This is a genomic window from Burkholderia ubonensis subsp. mesacidophila, from assembly GCF_002097715.1.
In the GTDB taxonomy this organism is placed as follows: domain Bacteria; phylum Pseudomonadota; class Gammaproteobacteria; order Burkholderiales; family Burkholderiaceae; genus Burkholderia; species Burkholderia mesacidophila.
In genome coordinates this window covers 2,492,099-2,509,262 of record NZ_CP020737.1, presented here as the reverse complement: position 1 = coordinate 2,509,262, position 17,164 = coordinate 2,492,099, and the positions used below count along the sequence as shown (strand labels likewise).

The following is a 17,164-nucleotide window of genomic DNA, read 5'->3' as shown; positions in this document are numbered from 1 at the left end:
CGCGCCGGCCATGCGTCGAAGTGGCGCAACGTCCGTTTCCGTCAACCGGCGGGGGTGGTCGTCCGTTCTACAATGACGCCTGTTCCACGACGTGAGTCTTCATGCGCACTTTCCTTTCCCTCGGCCGCACGCTCGTGCTGGCCGCTGCCGTGCTGGCGCCCGCCGCCCACGCGAATAACGTCATCATCCTCAATTCCGCCGAAGCGACGCTTTCCCTGATCGACCAGCAGACCCGTCAGGTCGTCGGCACGATGCCGACCGGCAAGGAACCGCATCACCTGATGGCGACGCCCGACAATGCGTCGCTGATCGTCGCGAATTCGGTCTCGAACAGCCTAATGTTCGTCGATCCGAAGACGGGCAAGCTGCAACGCACGGTCGAAGGCATCGAGGATCCGTACCAGCTCGGCTTCTCGCCCGATCACAAGTGGTTCGTGTCGACCGGGCTGCGCCTCGATCGCCTCGACATCTACAGCTACGACGGCCATGACGTGAAGATCGCGAAGCGCCTGCCGCTCGCGGTGATGCCGAGCCACCTCGCGTTCACGAAGGACAGCAAGACGGTGCTCGTGTCGCTGCAGGTGTCGGGCGAGATCGCGGCAGTCGACCTCGCGACCCAGACGGTCAAGTGGAAGATGCCGGTCGGCAAGGTGCCGGCGGGCCTGTGGCTGACGCCGGACGACAAGTACCTGCTGGTCGGGATGACGGGCGCCGATTACGTTGCGGTCGTCGACTGGCGCAACCAGAAGGTCGTGAAGACGATCCAGACCGGCAAGGGCGCGCACAACTTCCGCTCGCTCGCCGACGGCACGCACGTCGCGATCACGAACCGGGTCGCGAACACGATCAGCATCATCGACGAGAACACGCTCACCAACGTCGGCGACATCACGGGCCTGTTGCCCGGCCCCGACGACATGGAGCTGTCCGCCGACAAGAAGACGCTGTGGGTGACGTTCCGCTTCGCGAAAAAGGTCGGCATCATCGACCTGGCGTCGCGCAAGCTGGTGCAGACGATCGCCGTCGGCCGTTCGCCGCACGGGATCTACTTCTACGACCGCGCGCCGTGGAAGGCGGCGAACGGCGCGTGACGGACGGGAGCGAACGATGCTGCACCTGATCGACGCGTTCGTGTCGAACATCCAGACCTGGCTGTACGTCGATATCGTGCAGCCGCTCCTCTTCAAGTTCAACCTGATGGACTATGACGAGGACACCTACGACGCGCTCTACTGGGTGATCGTCGGCGCGCTGCAGATCGTCGCGATGTTCGTGCTGCTGCGCCCGCTCGAGGCGCTGCGGCCGGTCGAGAAATGGACGAACCGCAAGGCGGTGCGGGTCGACGTGATCTATACGGTGATCGCGAAGCTCGGCATCTACTCGCTGTTCTTCTTCTTCGCGCTGCAGCCGCTGTTCGACAACTTCCAGGCGTGGCTGCGCCTGCACGGCATCGCGAACTTCAACCTCGACTACCTGTGGCCGGGCGTCACGTCGCAGCCGATCGTCACGTTCGCGATCTATGTCGTCGTGCTCGACTTCGCCGGCTACTGGTATCACCGCTGGCAGCACAAGATCGGCATCTGGTGGGAGCTGCACGCGGTGCATCACAGCCAGCGGCAGATGTCGCTCTGGTGCGACGACCGCAACCACCTGCTCGACGACGTGATCCAGTCGTGCTTCTTCGCGGCGATCGCGCTCGTGATCGGCGTGTCGCCGTCGCAGTTCGTCGTGCTGACCGCGCTCACCAATTTCGCGCAGAGCATTCAGCACACCAATGCGCGGCTGTCGTTCGGCTGGCTCGGCGAGCGCCTGCTCGTCAGCCCGACGTTCCACCGGCGCCATCACGCGGTCGGCTACGGGCACGAAGGCACCAAGTATGGCTGCAACTTCGGCGTGCTGTTCCCGTGGTGGGACATGATGTTCGGCACCGCGTCGTGGAACCGCACGGTCGAGCCGACCGGCATCCGCGAGCAGATCGAGGGCGTGTCGTACGGCGAAGGCTTCTGCGCGCAGCACGCGCTTGCGTTCGTGCGGATCTTCCGGCGTCTGTTCCCGGCGAAGCGCGGCGCGGCGTCGGCCTGAACGCGGCGCCCGTCATTCCTCTCCGCCCGGCGATGTCCGTTCCTGCGCCGGGCGTCTCTCTCCCGCGGCCCGTCTGCGTTTTGGCGCAGACGGGCCGCGTGGTTTATCCTTTCCCCGTTTTTCTTCGTCGACCCAGGCTCGCATGAACGACTTGCTGCGTTCCTTCGTCCGGGCACTCGCGAGCGCGCTGCACCCGCGGATGCTCTGGCTCACCCTGATGCCGTTCGTCGTCTCCGCGTTGTTCTGGGGCGTCCTGCTGTGGTTTGCGTGGCAGACGCTCGTCGACGCCGCGCGCGGCGCGCTCGACGGCTTCGCGCTGACGACGGCGCTCTACCGGGTGTTCGACGTGCTCGGCATGTCGCAGCTGCATGCGGTCGTCGCGCCGTTCGTCGTCGTGACGCTCGCGGTGCCGCTGATCGTGCTGACGGTGCTGCTGCTGATCGCGTCGATTTCGATGCCGGTCGTGGTCAAGTACCTGTCGAACCGCCAGTTCGCCGCGCTCGAGATGAAGCGGGGCGGCACCTTCGTCGGCAGCGTGGTCAACGCGCTGTGGACGGCCTTCGCCGGCGTCGTGGCGCTCGTCGTCACGCTGCCGCTGTGGCTGATCCCGCCGTTCTTCGCGCTGCTGCCGCCGGTGATCGGGGGCTGGATCACGTATCGGGTGATGACCTACGATGCGCTCGCGGAGCACGCGAGCCGCGACGAACGCCGCGCGCTCGTGCGGCAGCACCGCTGGCCGCTGATCGGCATCGGCGTCGCGACCGGGTTTCTCGGCACGCTGCCGACCTTCATCTGGGTGTCGTCGGTCTGGATGATGGTGCTGTTTCCGTTCATCGCGGCGGCGATGATCTGGGTTTACGCATTCATTCTGGTTTTTTCGGCGCTGTGGTTCGGCCATTACTGCCTGCGCGCGCTGGAGGACCTGCGCGCGACACCGCGCGCCACCACCATCGACATGGGGCAGGCATGAGTATCGGCATCATCATCATTGGCGACGAAATCCTTTCCGGTCGCCGGCAGGACAAGCATCTCGCGAAGCTCATCGAACTGCTCGGCGCGCGCGGCCTCGCGCTCGACTGGGCCGAGTATGTCGGCGACGATCCGGCGCGGATTACCGCGACGCTCGCCCGCGCGTTCGCGGCGGGCGACATCGTGTTCTCGACGGGCGGCATCGGCGCGACGCCGGACGACCACACGCGCCAATGCGCGGCCGCGGCGCTCGGCGTGCCGCTCGAACTGCATCCGGACGCGAAGCTGCTGATCCAGGAACGCATCCGCGAGATGCACACCGACCCGGACCAGCCGATCGACTTCGACTCGCCGGAAAACCAGCACCGGCTCAACATGGGCGTGTTTCCGCGCGGCGCGGCGATCATCCCGAACGGCTACAACCGGATTCCGGGCTTCTCGGTCGGCGACGTGCACTTCGTGCCGGGCTTCCCGGTGATGGCATGGCCGATGATCGAATGGGTGCTCGACACGCGCTATGCGCACCTGCATCACGCGACGCCGCATGCGGAGCGCTCGCTGTACGTGTTCGAGCTGCCGGAATCGACGCTCACGCCGCTGATGGAGAAGATCGAGCGCGATTTTCCGGGCGTGCGGGTGTTCAGCCTGCCGAGCGTCGGCGATGCGGAGCGGGGCGGGATCTACGCGCGCCGCCATATCGACCTCGGCGTGAAGGGCGAGCCGGAAGCGGTCGCGGCCGCGTTCGTGAAGCTGCGCGAAGGCGTGCACCTGCTCGGCGGCGACGTCGTCGAGCCCGACGCGACGCGCGCGTAAGCGCCGGCCGCACCAACGCAACGGGCCGCGCAATGCGGCCCGTCATCGGGATGTCATCGCCCGGCTCGACGATGACGCAGGCGGTGCGCGTGGGCCGTCAGGCGCCGATCCACGGCAGTTTCCGGAAGCACCAGCCTTCGACCGTCTTGCGGTGGCCTTCGGCGTCCTTCGCGCCCTCGAAGCCCTCGAGCAGGTCGAACGCTTTCGTGTAGCCGGCCTGGGTGGCGGCGAGCGCGGCGAGTTTCGAGCGCGCGGCGCTGCGGCACAGGAACAGCACCGGTGCGCCGGGTTCGACGGCGGCTTTCAACTGATCGACGAATTTGGCATTCGGCACGCCGCCCGGGTAGCGGGTCCATTCGAGATGCAGGTACTGGCCGTCGCCGACGAGCGGGCGGCCGACCCAGTCCAGTTCGGCGCGGGTGCGCACGTCCACGAGGCGCGCCGACGGATCGAGCTGCAGCAGTTCGAATGCCTCGGCCGGCAGCAGCGCGCCGGCATAGTTCAGCGCGCCTTGCGTGCGGCGTTCGTCGGCCTTCCCGTAAAGCTGTTCGAGCGTACTCATGGCAGGAGGTCTCCCTATCGGTCAAACGAATATTCTAGCGCGCCGCCTGCCGCGCGATGTCCGTGCGCCACGCGGCCCGCGCACGGCGCACGTGCTCACCAAAAGGGTGCAAAATGCCGGGAATGCACCATAATGATTCATTCGGGGTGTCGGGCACGATGTGTCGCACCATAAAGGTGCTTCCGATGCGCCGGCAAGGCCCTGAAATTGCGCGGCGAGGCCTCGTCGCGGCGCGCCACGGCGTGGTTTGCGCCGATCCCGCGCAGGCATGGCACGGAAGCTGCTTTATTGAATTCGGTCGAATCGGGGCACGCTGCGCCAAAGCCTGGCTCCGAGCAGCTCGATAAACGAGGCGGTCCCAGTCCGCCGGTATTGTTCAATCAGGAGAAGAGGTTATGAGTAAAACCGTCGCCGACGTCATGCAGCTCGTGAAGGACGAGGACGTCAAGTTTGTCGATTTCCGCTTCACCGATACGCGCGGCAAGGAGCAGCACGTGTCGGTGCCGGTGTCGGCGTTTGACGAAGACAAGTTCGAAAGCGGCCATGCATTCGACGGTTCGTCGATCGCGGGCTGGAAGGGCATCGAGGCGTCGGACATGCTGCTCATGCCGGATCCGAGCGCTGCGTTCGTCGACCCGTTCTACGAAGAATCGACGCTGGTGCTGACCTGCGACGTGGTCGAGCCGGCCGACGGCAAGGGCTACGAGCGCGACCCGCGTTCGCTCGCGAAGCGCGGCGAAGCGTACCTGAAGAGCACGGGCATCGGCGACACGGCCTACTTCGGTCCGGAGCCGGAATTCTTCATTTTCGACTCGGTCCAGTGGAACACGGACATGTCGGGCTGCTTCGTGAAGATCAACTCGGAAGAAGCGCCGTGGTCGTCGGGCAAGGAATTCGAAGGCGGCAACACGGGCCACCGTCCGGGCACGAAGGGCGGCTACTTCCCGGTCGCGCCGGTCGACACGTTCCAGGACATGCGTTCGGAGATGTGTCTGCTGCTCGAACAGCTCGGCATCCCGGTCGAAGTGCACCACCACGAAGTGGCGGGCCAGGGCCAGAACGAAATCGGCACGAAGTTCTCGACGCTCGTGCAGCGCGCCGACTGGACGCAATGGTCGAAGTACATCATCCACAACGTCGCGCATTCGTACGGCAAGACGGCGACGTTCATGCCGAAGCCGGTCGTCGGCGACAACGGTTCGGGCATGCACGTTCACCAGTCGATCTGGAAGGACGGCCAGAACCTGTTCGCGGGTAACGGCTATGCCGGCCTGTCGGAACTGGCGCTGTTCTACATCGGCGGCATCATCAAGCACGCCCGCGCGCTGAACGCGATCACGAACCCGACGACGAACTCGTACAAGCGTCTGGTTCCGCACTTCGAAGCACCGGTCAAGCTCGCTTACTCGGCACGCAACCGTTCGGCATCGATCCGCATTCCGCACGTGTCGAACCCGAAGGGCCGCCGCATCGAAACGCGTTTCCCGGACCCGATGGCGAACCCGTACCTGTGCTTCACGGCACTGATGATGGCCGGTCTGGACGGGATCCAGAACAAGATCCATCCGGGCGAAGCCGCCGACAAGAACCTGTACGACCTGCCGCCGGAAGAGGATGCAAAGATCCCGACCGTCTGCGCGGGCCTCGACCAAGCACTGGAAGCACTCGACAAGGATCGCGAGTTCCTGACGCGCGGTGGCGTGTTCACGGACGGCATGATCGATGCGTACCTCGCGCTGAAGGAGCAGGAGCTCGCGAAGTTCCGCATGACCACGCATCCGATCGAGTTCGAGATGTACTACTCGCTGTAAGCGGCGATGGCGCTTCGACGCTTCAGCGGGCGAAGCGCCGCCACGCCGGTTCGCTTGCGCCGCGCAACTCCCGGCGCAGGCAGCGGAATCTGAAAAGGGGACGGCGCCCAGCCGTCCCTTTTTTGTTCCGCGGCATTCACAATTTTTTGTGCCTCCTGGGCTCGATAAGCACGCAAGATGGTTCTGAAGAATCTGATCAAGGCGAAGACGGGGCAGCCTGAGCGTCTGACGGATGACGAGCGGCTCGCGCGTTCGGGGCTGCTCGCCGGGCTGGAGGCGCTGCCGACGGTCGTGCTGGTGCTCGACCGCAAGACGCTGAAGATCGCGTTCGCGAATCCGTCCGCGGAGGCGATGCTCGACATCTCGCGCCGCCAGCTCGCGCAGCGGCCGTGGGGCGAGATCTTCCCGAACGCGAACGAGCTCGCATCGACGATCACCGCGATCGGCGAGGAGCGCTTTCACGCGACGCACCTCGACACCGTGCTCGACCGGCCCGGCCGCGAGCCGCTGCACGTGCATGCGATCGTCGGCTTTCTCGAGAGCGCGCCGGACTTCGTGCTCGTCGAGCTGTTCGAGAACGAGCGCCAGTCGCGCACCGACCGCGAGGAGCGCATTCACGACCTGACCGCGGTCAACAAGCAGCTGATCCGCAACCTCGCGCACGAGATCAAGAACCCGCTCGGCGGGATTCGCGGCGCCGCGCAGCTGCTCGAATTCGAGCTCGGCGAGCGCGAACGCGGCGAGCTGCGCGAATACACGCAGGTCATCATCAAGGAGTCCGATCGCCTGCAGACGCTCGTCGACCGGCTGCTCGAGCCGCACCGGCATCCGCACATCGTCGGCGACGTGAACATCCACGAAGTGTGCGAGCGCGTGCGCGCGGTGATGCTCGCCGAGTTCCCGCGCGGGCTGTCGATCGAGCGCGACTACGACGTCAGCGTGCCGGACCTGCGCGGCGACAAGGAGCAACTGATCCAGGCGCTGCTGAACATCGTGCGCAACGCGGCGCAGGCGCTGCGCGAGCGGATCGCGCAGGGCGATGCGCGCATCGAGCTGCGCACGCGGGTCGCGCGCAAGATCACGATCGCGAAGCGCCTGTACAAGCTGGCACTGGACTTGCATGTGATCGACAACGGGCCGGGCATTCCGGACGAGATCCGCGACCGGATCTTCTACCCGCTCGTGTCCGGGCGCGAGGACGGCAGCGGCCTCGGCCTCACGCTCGCGCAGACGTTCGTGCAGCAGCACGACGGGATGATCGAGGTCGAAAGCCGGCCCGGTCGCACCGAATTTCAGATTTTGCTGCCGCTCGATCACTGAGCGGCGACTTCGCGATTCACCGAGACATCTGACCGACCTATGAAGCCGATCTGGATAGTAGACGACGACCAATCGATCCGCTGGGTGCTCGAAAAGGCACTGGCGCGCGACAGCTTCGCGACCAAGAGCTTCTCGAACGTGCGCGATGCGCTCGGCGCGCTCGACCACGAGACGCCGCAGGTGCTGGTGTCCGACATCCGGATGCCGGGCGGCTCGGGCCTCGAGCTGCTGCAGGCGATGCACGAGCGGATGCCGGGCCTGCCGGTGATCATCATGACCGCGTTCTCCGATCTCGACAGCGCCGTCGCGGCGTTCCAGGGCGGCGCGTTCGAATACCTCGCGAAGCCGTTCGACGTCGACAAGGCGGTCGAGCTGATCCGCCGTGCGGTCGAGGAGAGCCTGCGCGGCGGCGCGCCGCAGGACGACCGCGTCGCCGAGGCACCCGAGATGCTCGGCCAGGCGCCGGCGATGCAGGACATGTTCCGCGCGATCGGCCGCCTGTCGCATTCGGCCGCGACCGTGCTGATCACCGGCGAGTCCGGTACCGGCAAGGAGCTCGTCGCGCGGGCGCTGCACCGTCACAGCCCGCGCGCGAACGGCCCGTTCATTGCGCTCAACACCGCGGCGATCCCGAAGGACCTGCTCGAATCGGAGCTGTTCGGTCACGAGCGCGGCGCGTTCACCGGCGCGCAAACCACGCGCCAGGGCCGCTTCGAGCAGGCCGAGAACGGCACGCTGTTCCTCGACGAAATCGGCGACATGCCGTTCGATCTGCAGACGCGCCTGTTGCGCGTGCTGTCGGATGGCCAGTTCTATCGCGTCGGCGGCCACAGCCCGCTGCGCGCGAACGTGCGCGTGATCGCCGCGACGCACCAGAACCTCGAGTCGCGCGTGCGGCAGGGGCTGTTCCGCGAGGACCTGTATCACCGGCTCAACGTGATTCGGCTGCGCCTGCCGCCGCTGCGCGAACGCAGCGAGGACATTGCGCTGCTCACGCGGCACTTCCTGCAGAAAAGCGCGCGCGATCTCGGCGTCGAGTCGAAGCGCGTGTCGGACGAGGCGCTCGCGTACCTGACGTCGCTGCCGTTCCCGGGCAACGTGCGGCAGCTCGAGAACCTCGCGAACTGGCTGACCGTGATGGCGCCCGCGCAGACGGTCGAGATCAAGGACCTGCCGCCCGATCTCGTGCCGTCCGGCGCGGCGGTCGTTGCGATGGGCGACGCGGCCGACGCGCACGCGGCAGGCGGCGAAGCGCCCGCGCTGTCGCCGGCCGCCGGCGTGACGGGCGCGCCGGTCGCCGCTTCGCCGAACAGCGCGCCGGCTGGTTACCCGATGTGGGAGCACGGGTTGCGCACCGAGGTCGCGCGCCTGCTGCGCGAGAACTCGGCCGACGTGATGGACGAACTCGCGCGCCGCTTCGAGGCCGCGGTGATCCGCGAGGCGCTCGACTTCACGCGCGGCCGCAAGGTCGAGGCGGCGGAGCGGCTCGGCATCGGCCGCAACACGATCACGCGCAAGATCCAGGAACTGCATCTGGAGCCGTGAGCGCGCAGTGCGGCATGCGCGGGCACCGCGCATGCCGCGATCGGACATAATCGTGGTTTGACACGCAGTGTGCTGCCACGCCGATCCGCCATGTCCGACTCCTTCCGCTGGCCCGCCGGGGCCGATCCGTTCCGTTTTCTCGAAGCGCTCGACAGCGCGCGCGCCCGCGCGTGGGTCGACGAGCAGAATGCGCGCACGCGCGTCGCGCTGCGCGACGACGACGCGTATCGCGCGCTCGTGGCGCGCCTGGCGCAAGCCTATCTGCCGCGCGAGCGCCCGGTGATTCCGACCCGCTGGCGCGACTGGGCGTACGACCTGTGGCAGGACGACCTTCATCCGAAGGGACTGTGGCGTCGCGCGCGCTGGGACGACTGGCGCGCGGGCCGGCCGGCGTGGGAAACGCTGCTCGACGTCGATGCGCTCGGCGAGGAAGAGGGCGAGTCGTGGGTGTTCGAGCACGACGCGATCCTGTATCCGGACGGCGATCGCGCGCTGCTATCGCTGTCGCCGGGCGGCGCCGACGCGGTCGTCGTGCGCGAGTTCGATCTCGTGCAGCGCCGCTTCGTCGATGCCGGTTTCACGATCGACGAGCCGGGCCATCACACGGTCGGCTGGATCGATCGCGACACCGTCTACGTGAGCTGGGATCGCGGCGAAGCGCATGCGACCGCGGCCGGCTATCCGTACGAAGCGCGGCGCTGGGTGCGCGGCACGCCGCTCGCCGACGCGCCCGTCGTGTTTCGCGGCGAGCCCGACGACATCAGCGCGGGCGCGTGGTTCGATCCCGTCGACGGCCGCCACTTCGCATTGCGCAGCGTCGATTTCTTCGATTCGCATTCGTACCGGCTGACAGCCGAAGGCGAGTGGGCGCGTTACGACGTGCCGACGCATGTCGAGGTCGGATTCTGGCAAGGCTGGCTCGTGCTGGAGCCGCGGCTCGACTGGGACTGCGGCGACGTGCGCCACGCGGGCGGCTCGCTGCTCGCGATCCGCGAGGATGCGTTTCTCGCCGGTTCGCGCGCGTTCGACACGCTGTTCGAGCCGGGGCCGTCGACGTCCGCGTGCACGTGGACGCACACGCGCCATACGCTGATCGCGAGCTGGCTCGACGATGTGCACAACCGCACGATGCTGTGGCAGCCGCGGCAGGCGGACGACGGCGCGTGGACGTGGGACGCGCGGCCGTTCGACTGGCCGGGCGATGCGCAGATCGACGTCGAGCCCGTCGAGTCGACGTTGAACGACGACGTGTACGTGGACGTCGACACCTATCTCGATCCGCCCGAATGCTGGCTGGCCGATCTTGCCGATCGGACGGCCGATGCGCAATCGCGCCGCGTGCTGCTCGACCGGCCGCCGGTGCAGTTCGACGCGGCCGGGCTCGTCGTGCGCCGCGCGAGCGCGCGCTCGCGTGACGGCACCGTGGTGCCGTACACGCTGATCGGGCCGTCTGATGCGCTGGATGCGCTCGACGGCGACGCGCGCATTCAGCGCATCACGCGGCCGTGCCTGCTGTCCGGTTACGGCGGCTTCGCGCTGCCGAACCTGCCGGGCTACAGCGACGCGCTCGGCATCGCGTGGCTCGAGCGCGGCGGCGTGGCGGCGTTTGCGCACATCCGCGGCGGCGGCGAGTTCGGGCCGCGCTGGCACGTCGACGCGCAGCGCGAACACCGGCAGCGTTCGTTCGACGACTTCATCGCGGTGGCCGAGGATCTGATCGGGACGGGGGTGACGACGGCCGCGCAACTCGGCATCGAGGGCGGCAGCAACGGCGGGCTGCTGGTCGCTGCGTGCATGGTGCAGCGGCCGGAGCTGTTCGGCGCGGTGCTCTGCCAGGTGCCGCTGCTCGACATGCGACGCTATCCGAAGCTGCACGCGGGCGCCGCATGGCTGGACGAGTATGGCGACCCGGACGACCCGCGCGAGGGTGCGGCGCTGGCCGCGTACTCGCCGTATCACCGCGTGCGCGAGGGCGTCGCGTATCCGCCGCTGCTGCTGACGACGTCGACGCGTGACGATCGCGTGCATCCCGCGCACGCGCGCAAGATGGCCGCGCGCATGCACGCGCTCGGTCATGAAAGGGTGTGGTACTGGGAGAACACCGACGGCGGCCACGGCAGCGCCGACGATCTGGAGCGCGCCGAATCCGATGCGGCCGAATTCGGTTTCCTGTGGGCCCATCTCGGGCCCGCGCCCGCGCGTCGCTAACCGCGCGTCGCCGACCGCGCGCGGGCAGCGTGCTCAGCCGACGACCGCGACGACCGGCGTATGGTCGGACGGCTGCTCCCACGTGCGCGGTGTGCGATCGACTTCGCACGACGTGCAGGTTTCGGCGAGCGGCGCCGACAGCAGGATGTGGTCGATGCGCAGCCCCGCGTTGCGGCGGAACGCCATCATCCGGTAGTCCCACCACGTGAAGGTCTTTTCGGGCTGCTCGAAGCGGCGGAACGCGTCGACGAGCCCGAGTTCGACCAGGCCCGCGAAGTGCGCGCGCTCCTGCGGCGACACGAGGTTCTGGCCTTCCCATTTCGCGGGATCGTGCACGTCGCGGTCTTCGGGCGCGATGTTGTAGTCGCCGAGCAGCGCGAGCTTCGGGTAGCGCTGCAGTTCGCTGCGCAGCCACGCGTTCAGCGCGTCGAGCCACTGCATCTTGTAGACGAACTTGTCGGAGTCGGGCGCCTGGCCGTTCGGGAAATATGCGGAGATGATGCGCGCGCCGCCGACCGTCACCGCGATCACGCGCTGTTGCGGATCGTCGAAGCCGGGGATGTTGCGGGTGACGTCCGATTCGTCGAACGACAGGGTGTCACGCGCGAGGATCGCGACGCCGTTGTAGGTCTTCTGGCCGGTGAACCAGCAGCGATAGCCGGCGGCCTCGAGATCGGCGCGCGGGAATTTGTCGTCCGGCAGTTTCAGCTCCTGCAGGCACAGCACGTCGGTGCCGCTTTGCGCGAGCCAGTCGAGCACGTGCTGCTTGCGGACGTTGAGCGAGTTGACGTTCCAGGTGGCGATCTTCATGGGCGGTGCGGTTGCGGCGTGTATTCGAAGGCCGCCATCTTACCGCGAGCGTGATGCGCCAACGCGTGCGATGCGACGCATCGATGAGGTCGTCGTGATGTGACTAGCGCCGGAGCAAGAAAGAAAAATGACAAAAGTGTTGACGTGTGTACGTAACAACCCTATAATTTATTTCTCTGACGCGGGGTGGAGCAGTCTGGCAGCTCGTCGGGCTCATAACCCGAAGGTCGTAGGTTCAAATCCTACCCCCGCAACCAAGCACATCTGGCGATGTGCAGCGCAAGTGACCGATGCGCACCTCGCCAACAAGAACCCGGCTCAATGCCGGGTTTTTTGTTTTCTGCGCGTGGGGCGCGATCATATCGAATTTCGACAACGGCCGAGCGCGTTCCGCGCGGCCTGCGACGTATCACTGCTTGGCGCGGGTCATGCGTCGTCGAGTCGAAGCAGGATCGTTTCACAGAGGACGGCCATTTCAGCGCCGCACGACGGTTCGAGAACGAACAGCGCTTGTCGGCCCGCCGAGAAATCGGCGACGCACTGCGCGACCCTCTCTGGATCTGCCAGACTGGGACTGACATCCACTCGGCCGCCCAGCCACGCAAGCCAATGCGCGATTTCAGCGCTCGAAAACGGATAGGCCGGCGAAATCAGAAGTCGCGAGGCAACGTTCTGGTCGGCGAAGTCGACGACGCGCTGCGCGACGACACCCGTCAAGCGAAACGTGCCGGTGCCGCCGTTCGTACGCCGGAATTGCAGCCGCAATTCACGGTCGGCCCGGTGATGCCCGATGCCGAATAACTCGGCATCGTGAAATGTGGGGATCTCGCCGAAGCCGATCACGTTGCGATAGTGGGAGCCGTTCATGCCACGACGCCTCTCAACCCGCCGCCCATTCGACCGCCGCCTTCGCATGCAGTGCGGTCGTATCGAATACCGGCAACGGCGAATCCTCCGCGCCGATCAGCAGCGTGATTTCCGTGCAGCCGAGGATCACGGCCTGCGCACCGCGCTTCGCAAGTCCTTCGATGATCCTCACATAAGTCGCGCGCGATCCCGCGTCGACGACGCCATGACACAGCTCGTCGTAGATGATCCGGTGCACGTCGTCACGCTCGTGCTCGTCCGGCACGAGCACGTCGAGCCCGAACTTCTCGCGCAGGCGTTCCGCGTAGAACGGCAGCTCCATCGTATAGCGCGTGCCGAGCAGGCCGACGCGCTCGACGCCCGCATGGCGCAGCGCTTCGCCCGTCGGGTCCGCGATGTGCAGGAACGGCAGCGCAACTGCCGCCTCGATCGCGTCGTGCACGCGATGCATCGTGTTGGTCGTCAGCAAGATCAGGTCCGCGCCCGCCGCCTCAAGCTGCCGTGCGGCGGCGGCCATGTGCGCGCCGAGCGCGGGCCAGTCGTGCGTGCGCTGCAGCGCTTCGATCTCCGCGAAATCGACCGTCACCATCACGCTCTTCGCGTTGTGATGTCCGCCATGCAGCGCCTTCGAATACCGGTTCAGCATCCGGTAGTATTCCGCCGACGATTCCCAGCTCATCCCGCCGATCAGTCCGATCGTCTTCATCCGTCATCTTCCCGTTGACCGTATCGCCGCGAGTATAGGCGCGCGCTCACGCGCCCGGCGGTACGCTTCGCGCGAAGCGGGCCGGTACGGAGCGGCCGTGCGTGGCAGCACGGGGCAGTTGAAACCAACACTGTGTTTTTGTACAGTATCGGCACCGTGAGCACGACCACCATTCCGCCAGCCGAACCGAGCACGCCGCCACCGGGCGACGCGCCGCCGCGCGTGCGCAAGATCATCCACTGCGACTGCGATTGCTTCTACGCGTCGGTGGAGATGCGCGACGACCCGTCGCTGCGCGGGCGTCCGCTCGCGGTCGGCGGCCGGCCGGACCAGCGCGGCGTGATCGCGACCTGCAATTACGAGGCGCGGCGCTACGGCGTGCATTCGGCCATGTCGTCCGCGCTTGCGATGCGCAAGTGTCCGGACCTGCTGATCCTGCCGTCGGCGATGGACAAGTACCGCGCCGCGTCGCGTCAGATCATGGCGATCTATCGCGACTACACGGCCGACGTCGAGCCGCTGTCGCTCGACGAGGCGTATCTCGATGTCAGCGGTTCCGAGCGGTGCCAGGGCAGTGCGACGCTGATTGCCCGCGAGATCCGCCGGCGCGTGTTCGAAACGGTCGGCGTCACGGTGTCGGCGGGCGTCGCGCCGAACAAGTTCATCGCGAAGATCGCGTCGGACTGGAACAAGCCCGACGGCCTGTTCGTCGTGCGCCCGCACGAAGTCGACGCGTTCGTCGCGGCGCTGCCGGTGCGCAAGCTGCACGGCGTGGGCAAGGTGACGGCCGCGCGCCTCGACCGGCTCGGCATCCAGACCTGCGCGCAGCTGCGCGAATGGTCGCTGATCGATCTGCATCGCGAATTCGGCGCGTTCGGGCGGCGCCTCTACGAGCTGTCGCGCGGCATCGACGAGCGGCCGGTGCAGGCGGACCAGGAGCGCAAGTCGGTCAGCGTCGAGACGACCTACGTGACCGACCTGACGACGCTCGACCAGTGCGCGGCCGAGATTCGCAAGCTGACGGTCCAGCTCGACGCGCGCATCGCGCGCGCGGGCGCCGCGCGGTCGATCCGCAAGCTGTACGTGAAGGTCCGCTTCGCCGATTTCCAGCGCACGACGGTCGAATGCGTCGCCGACGCGACGAACGCGGAAACGGCTGTCGCGCTGCTCGCGAAGGGGTTGCTGCGGCGCGCGCAGCCGGTGCGGCTGCTCGGCGTCGGCGTGCGCATCGACGAAGACACCGCCGAACGGCACGGGCAGTTCGCGCTGTTCGAGCCGGAACCCGAACCGCCCGCGCCATGAAAAACGGCGCCGCGGAATGCACTGACCCCGCGGCGCCGTCGTCATCGGCACATGAAGCGGGCGGGGCGCTCAGTGCGCGGGCGCCGCCATCCCGTTGTGGCGCAGCAGCGCGTCGATCTGCGGTTCGCGGCCGCGGAACGCCTTGAACGAATCCATCGCCGGACGGCTGCCGCCGACCTCGAGGATCTCGCGGCGATAGCGCGTGCCGGTCGCCGCATCGAGCACGCTGCCGCCGGCTTGGGCGGCTTCCTCGAACGCCGCGTACGCATCCGCGGACAGCACTTCGGCCCATTTGTAGCTGTAGTAGCCGGCCGCGTAGCCGCCCGCGAAGATGTGGCTGAACGTGTTCGGCCAGCGCGAGAACGGCGCTTGCGGGATCACGTGGTAGCGCTCGTTGATCTCGCGCGCGAAGTCGTTCACGCCGGTTGCGCCCGCCGGATCGAAATCGACGTGCAGCAGCATGTCGAACATCGAGAACACGATCTGCCGCAGCGTGCCGAGGCCGCTCTGGAAGTTCTTCGCGGCGATCATCTTGTCGAACAGCGCGCGCGGCAGCGTCGCGCCCGTGTCGACGTGCGACGACATCGACGACAGCACGTCCCATTCCCAGCAGAAGTTCTCCATGAACTGCGACGGCAGCTCGACCGCATCCCATTCGACGCCGTTGATGCCCGATACGCCGAGCTCGTCGACGCGCGTGAGCATGTGATGCAGGCCGTGGCCGAACTCGTGGAACAGCGTGATCACCTCGTCGTGCGTGAAGCACGCGGGCTTGCCGCCGACCGGCGCGGAGAAGTTGCAGGTCAGGTACGCGACCGGCGTCTGCACGCCGCTGGCGCGCTTCGCGCGCGAGCGCGCATCGTCCATCCACGCGCCGCCGCGCTTGCCTTCACGCGCGTACAGGTCGAGATAGAACTGCGCGACGAGCGAGCCGTCGCGATTCTCGACGCGGAAGAAGCGCACGTCCTTGTGCCAGACCGGCGCGTCGTCCGCCTTGATCCGCACGCCGAACAGCGTTTCGGTGACGGTGAACAGGCCCTTCAGCACGGCCGGTTCCGGGAAGTACTGCTTGACTTCGTTTTCCGAGAACGCGTAGCGCTGCTGGCGCAGCTTCTCGGCCGCATACGCGACGTCCCACGGCGCGAGCTCGGTCAGGCCGAGTTCTTTCGCGGCGAACGCGCGCAGTTCGTCCCAGTCCTGGTCCGCGTGCGGGCGCGCGCGCGTCGCGAGATCCTCGAGGAATGCAATGACCTGCTGCGGCGACTCGGCCATCTTCGGCGCGAGCGACACCTCGGCGAAGTTGCGGTAGCCGAGCATCTGCGCCTCTTCGCGGCGCAGCTTCAGCTCGTCGGCGACGATCGCCGTGTTGTCCCACTCGGCGTTGCCGCCGCCGTATTGCGGACCGAGTTCGGACGCGCGCGTCGCATACGCGCGATAGAGCGTCTCGCGTAGCGCGCGGTCGTCCGCGTACTGCAGCACCGGGAAGTAGGACGGGAAGTGCAGCGTGAATTTCCAGCCGTCCTTGCCGTCCTTCTGCGCGGCTTCGCGGGCGGCTTCGATCGCGTCACCGGGCAGGCCCGCCAGTTCGGCCTTGTCCTGCGCGACATACGCGTATGCGTTGGTCGCGTCGAGCACGTGATCGGAAAACGCCTTCGACAGCGCGGCCTGCTGCTCCTGCAGTTCGGCGAAGCGCGGCTTCTGGTCTTCCGGCAGCTCGGCGCCCGACAGGCGGAAGTCGCGCAGCGCGTTGTCGAGGATCTTCTTGCGCTCGACCGACAGTGTCGCGTATTCGGCGCTTGCCGCGATCGCCTTGTACTTCTCGTACAGCGCGAGGTTCTGGCCGACGCTCGACCAGAACTCGGTCACGCGCGGCAGGTTCTCGCCGTATGCGGCGCGCAGCTCGGGCGTGTCGGCGACCGCGTTCAGGTGGCCGACGACACCCCAGGCACGACCGAGCGGCTCCGTCGCGCGCTCGACCGCTTCGACGACGTCAGACCAGGTCGCCGGCGTCGCGCTTGCGCTCGCGGCGTCGACCGCGCGGTTGGCGTCGGCGAGCAGCGTGTCGAGCGCGGGCGTGACGTGTTCCGGGCGGATCTCGCCGAAACGGGGCAGGTCGGAGAAGTCGAGGAGCGGATTGGCATTGGCGCTTGCGGACATGGGACTCCCTGT

At 67.2% G+C, this 17,164-nt stretch carries 14 protein-coding genes and 1 tRNA gene; 10 read left to right on the top strand and 5 right to left on the bottom strand.

The window, feature by feature from the left end:
• The first annotated feature begins 101 nt into the window (after window positions 1-101).
• From B7P44_RS11735 to B7P44_RS11720, 4 genes are all read left to right on the top strand, one after another.
• A complete protein-coding gene (locus B7P44_RS11735; RefSeq protein ID WP_084904178.1) occupies window positions 102-1,091 on the top strand; it encodes a YVTN family beta-propeller repeat protein in 990 nt (329 codons plus the stop codon).
• 16 nt (window positions 1,092-1,107) lie between these two features.
• Entirely contained in the window at window positions 1,108-2,082 is a 975-nt protein-coding gene (locus tag B7P44_RS11730; RefSeq protein ID WP_084904176.1) for a sterol desaturase family protein, read from the top strand.
• 142 nt (window positions 2,083-2,224) lie between these two features.
• Window positions 2,225-3,052: an EI24 domain-containing protein gene (locus tag B7P44_RS11725; protein ID WP_084904172.1), complete on the top strand. Its 828-nt coding sequence runs from the start codon at window positions 2,225-2,227 to the stop codon at window positions 3,050-3,052.
• Window positions 3,049-3,864, top strand: a complete 816-nt coding sequence (locus B7P44_RS11720) for a competence/damage-inducible protein A (protein ID WP_084904169.1) — start codon at window positions 3,049-3,051, stop codon at window positions 3,862-3,864. Before B7P44_RS11725 ends, B7P44_RS11720 begins: the two co-directional genes overlap by 4 nt.
• Window positions 3,865-3,961: 97 nt before the next feature.
• On the opposite strand, the gene B7P44_RS11715 is transcribed toward B7P44_RS11720, so the two are convergent.
• A complete protein-coding gene (locus B7P44_RS11715) occupies window positions 3,962-4,426 on the bottom strand; it encodes a rhodanese-like domain-containing protein (protein WP_084904166.1) in 465 nt (154 codons plus the stop codon).
• 395 nt (window positions 4,427-4,821) lie between these two features.
• On the opposite strand from B7P44_RS11715, the gene glnA reads away from it, so the two are divergent.
• From glnA to B7P44_RS11695, 4 genes are all read left to right on the top strand, one after another.
• The gene (glnA, locus tag B7P44_RS11710) at window positions 4,822-6,237 is read left to right on the top strand and encodes a type I glutamate--ammonia ligase (RefSeq protein ID WP_034183538.1); all 1,416 of its coding nucleotides are present in this window, start codon (window positions 4,822-4,824) and stop codon (window positions 6,235-6,237) included.
• 177 nt (window positions 6,238-6,414) lie between these two features.
• Window positions 6,415-7,557, top strand: coding sequence for a nitrogen regulation protein NR(II) (gene glnL / locus B7P44_RS11705; RefSeq protein ID WP_084904164.1), 1,143 nt, complete (start codon window positions 6,415-6,417; stop codon window positions 7,555-7,557).
• 39 nt (window positions 7,558-7,596) lie between these two features.
• Complete coding sequence (gene ntrC / locus B7P44_RS11700) at window positions 7,597-9,102, top strand: nitrogen regulation protein NR(I) (RefSeq protein WP_084904161.1); 1,506 nt, start codon at window positions 7,597-7,599, stop codon at window positions 9,100-9,102.
• A gap of 90 nt (window positions 9,103-9,192) precedes the next feature.
• Window positions 9,193-11,310 (top strand): prolyl oligopeptidase family serine peptidase, encoded by a 2,118-nt coding sequence (locus B7P44_RS11695; protein WP_084904158.1) that lies wholly within the window; start codon window positions 9,193-9,195, stop codon window positions 11,308-11,310.
• Between the two features lie 33 nt (window positions 11,311-11,343).
• Here B7P44_RS11695 and xth read toward each other — a convergent pair whose 3' ends face one another.
• Window positions 11,344-12,120, bottom strand: a complete 777-nt coding sequence (gene xth, locus B7P44_RS11690; protein WP_084904155.1) for an exodeoxyribonuclease III — start codon at window positions 12,118-12,120, stop codon at window positions 11,344-11,346.
• 180 nt (window positions 12,121-12,300) lie between these two features.
• Here xth and B7P44_RS11685 point away from each other — a divergent pair.
• Window positions 12,301-12,377: transfer RNA gene (locus B7P44_RS11685), tRNA-Met, on the top strand.
• Window positions 12,378-12,546: 169 nt separating this feature from the next.
• On the opposite strand, the gene B7P44_RS11680 is transcribed toward B7P44_RS11685, so the two are convergent.
• Window positions 12,547-12,987, bottom strand: coding sequence for a hypothetical protein (locus B7P44_RS11680; protein ID WP_084904152.1), 441 nt, complete (start codon window positions 12,985-12,987; stop codon window positions 12,547-12,549).
• Between the two features lie 13 nt (window positions 12,988-13,000).
• Window positions 13,001-13,693 (bottom strand): aspartate/glutamate racemase family protein, encoded by a 693-nt coding sequence (locus tag B7P44_RS11675; protein ID WP_084904149.1) that lies wholly within the window; start codon window positions 13,691-13,693, stop codon window positions 13,001-13,003.
• 132 nt (window positions 13,694-13,825) lie between these two features.
• Between B7P44_RS11675 and dinB the strand changes: the two genes are divergently transcribed.
• Entirely contained in the window at window positions 13,826-14,995 is a 1,170-nt protein-coding gene (gene dinB, locus B7P44_RS11670) for a DNA polymerase IV (RefSeq protein ID WP_084904146.1), read from the top strand.
• 69 nt (window positions 14,996-15,064) lie between these two features.
• On the opposite strand, the gene B7P44_RS11665 is transcribed toward dinB, so the two are convergent.
• Window positions 15,065-17,152, bottom strand: coding sequence for a M3 family metallopeptidase (locus tag B7P44_RS11665; protein WP_084904143.1), 2,088 nt, complete (start codon window positions 17,150-17,152; stop codon window positions 15,065-15,067).
• Between the last annotated feature and the right edge of the window lie 12 nt (window positions 17,153-17,164).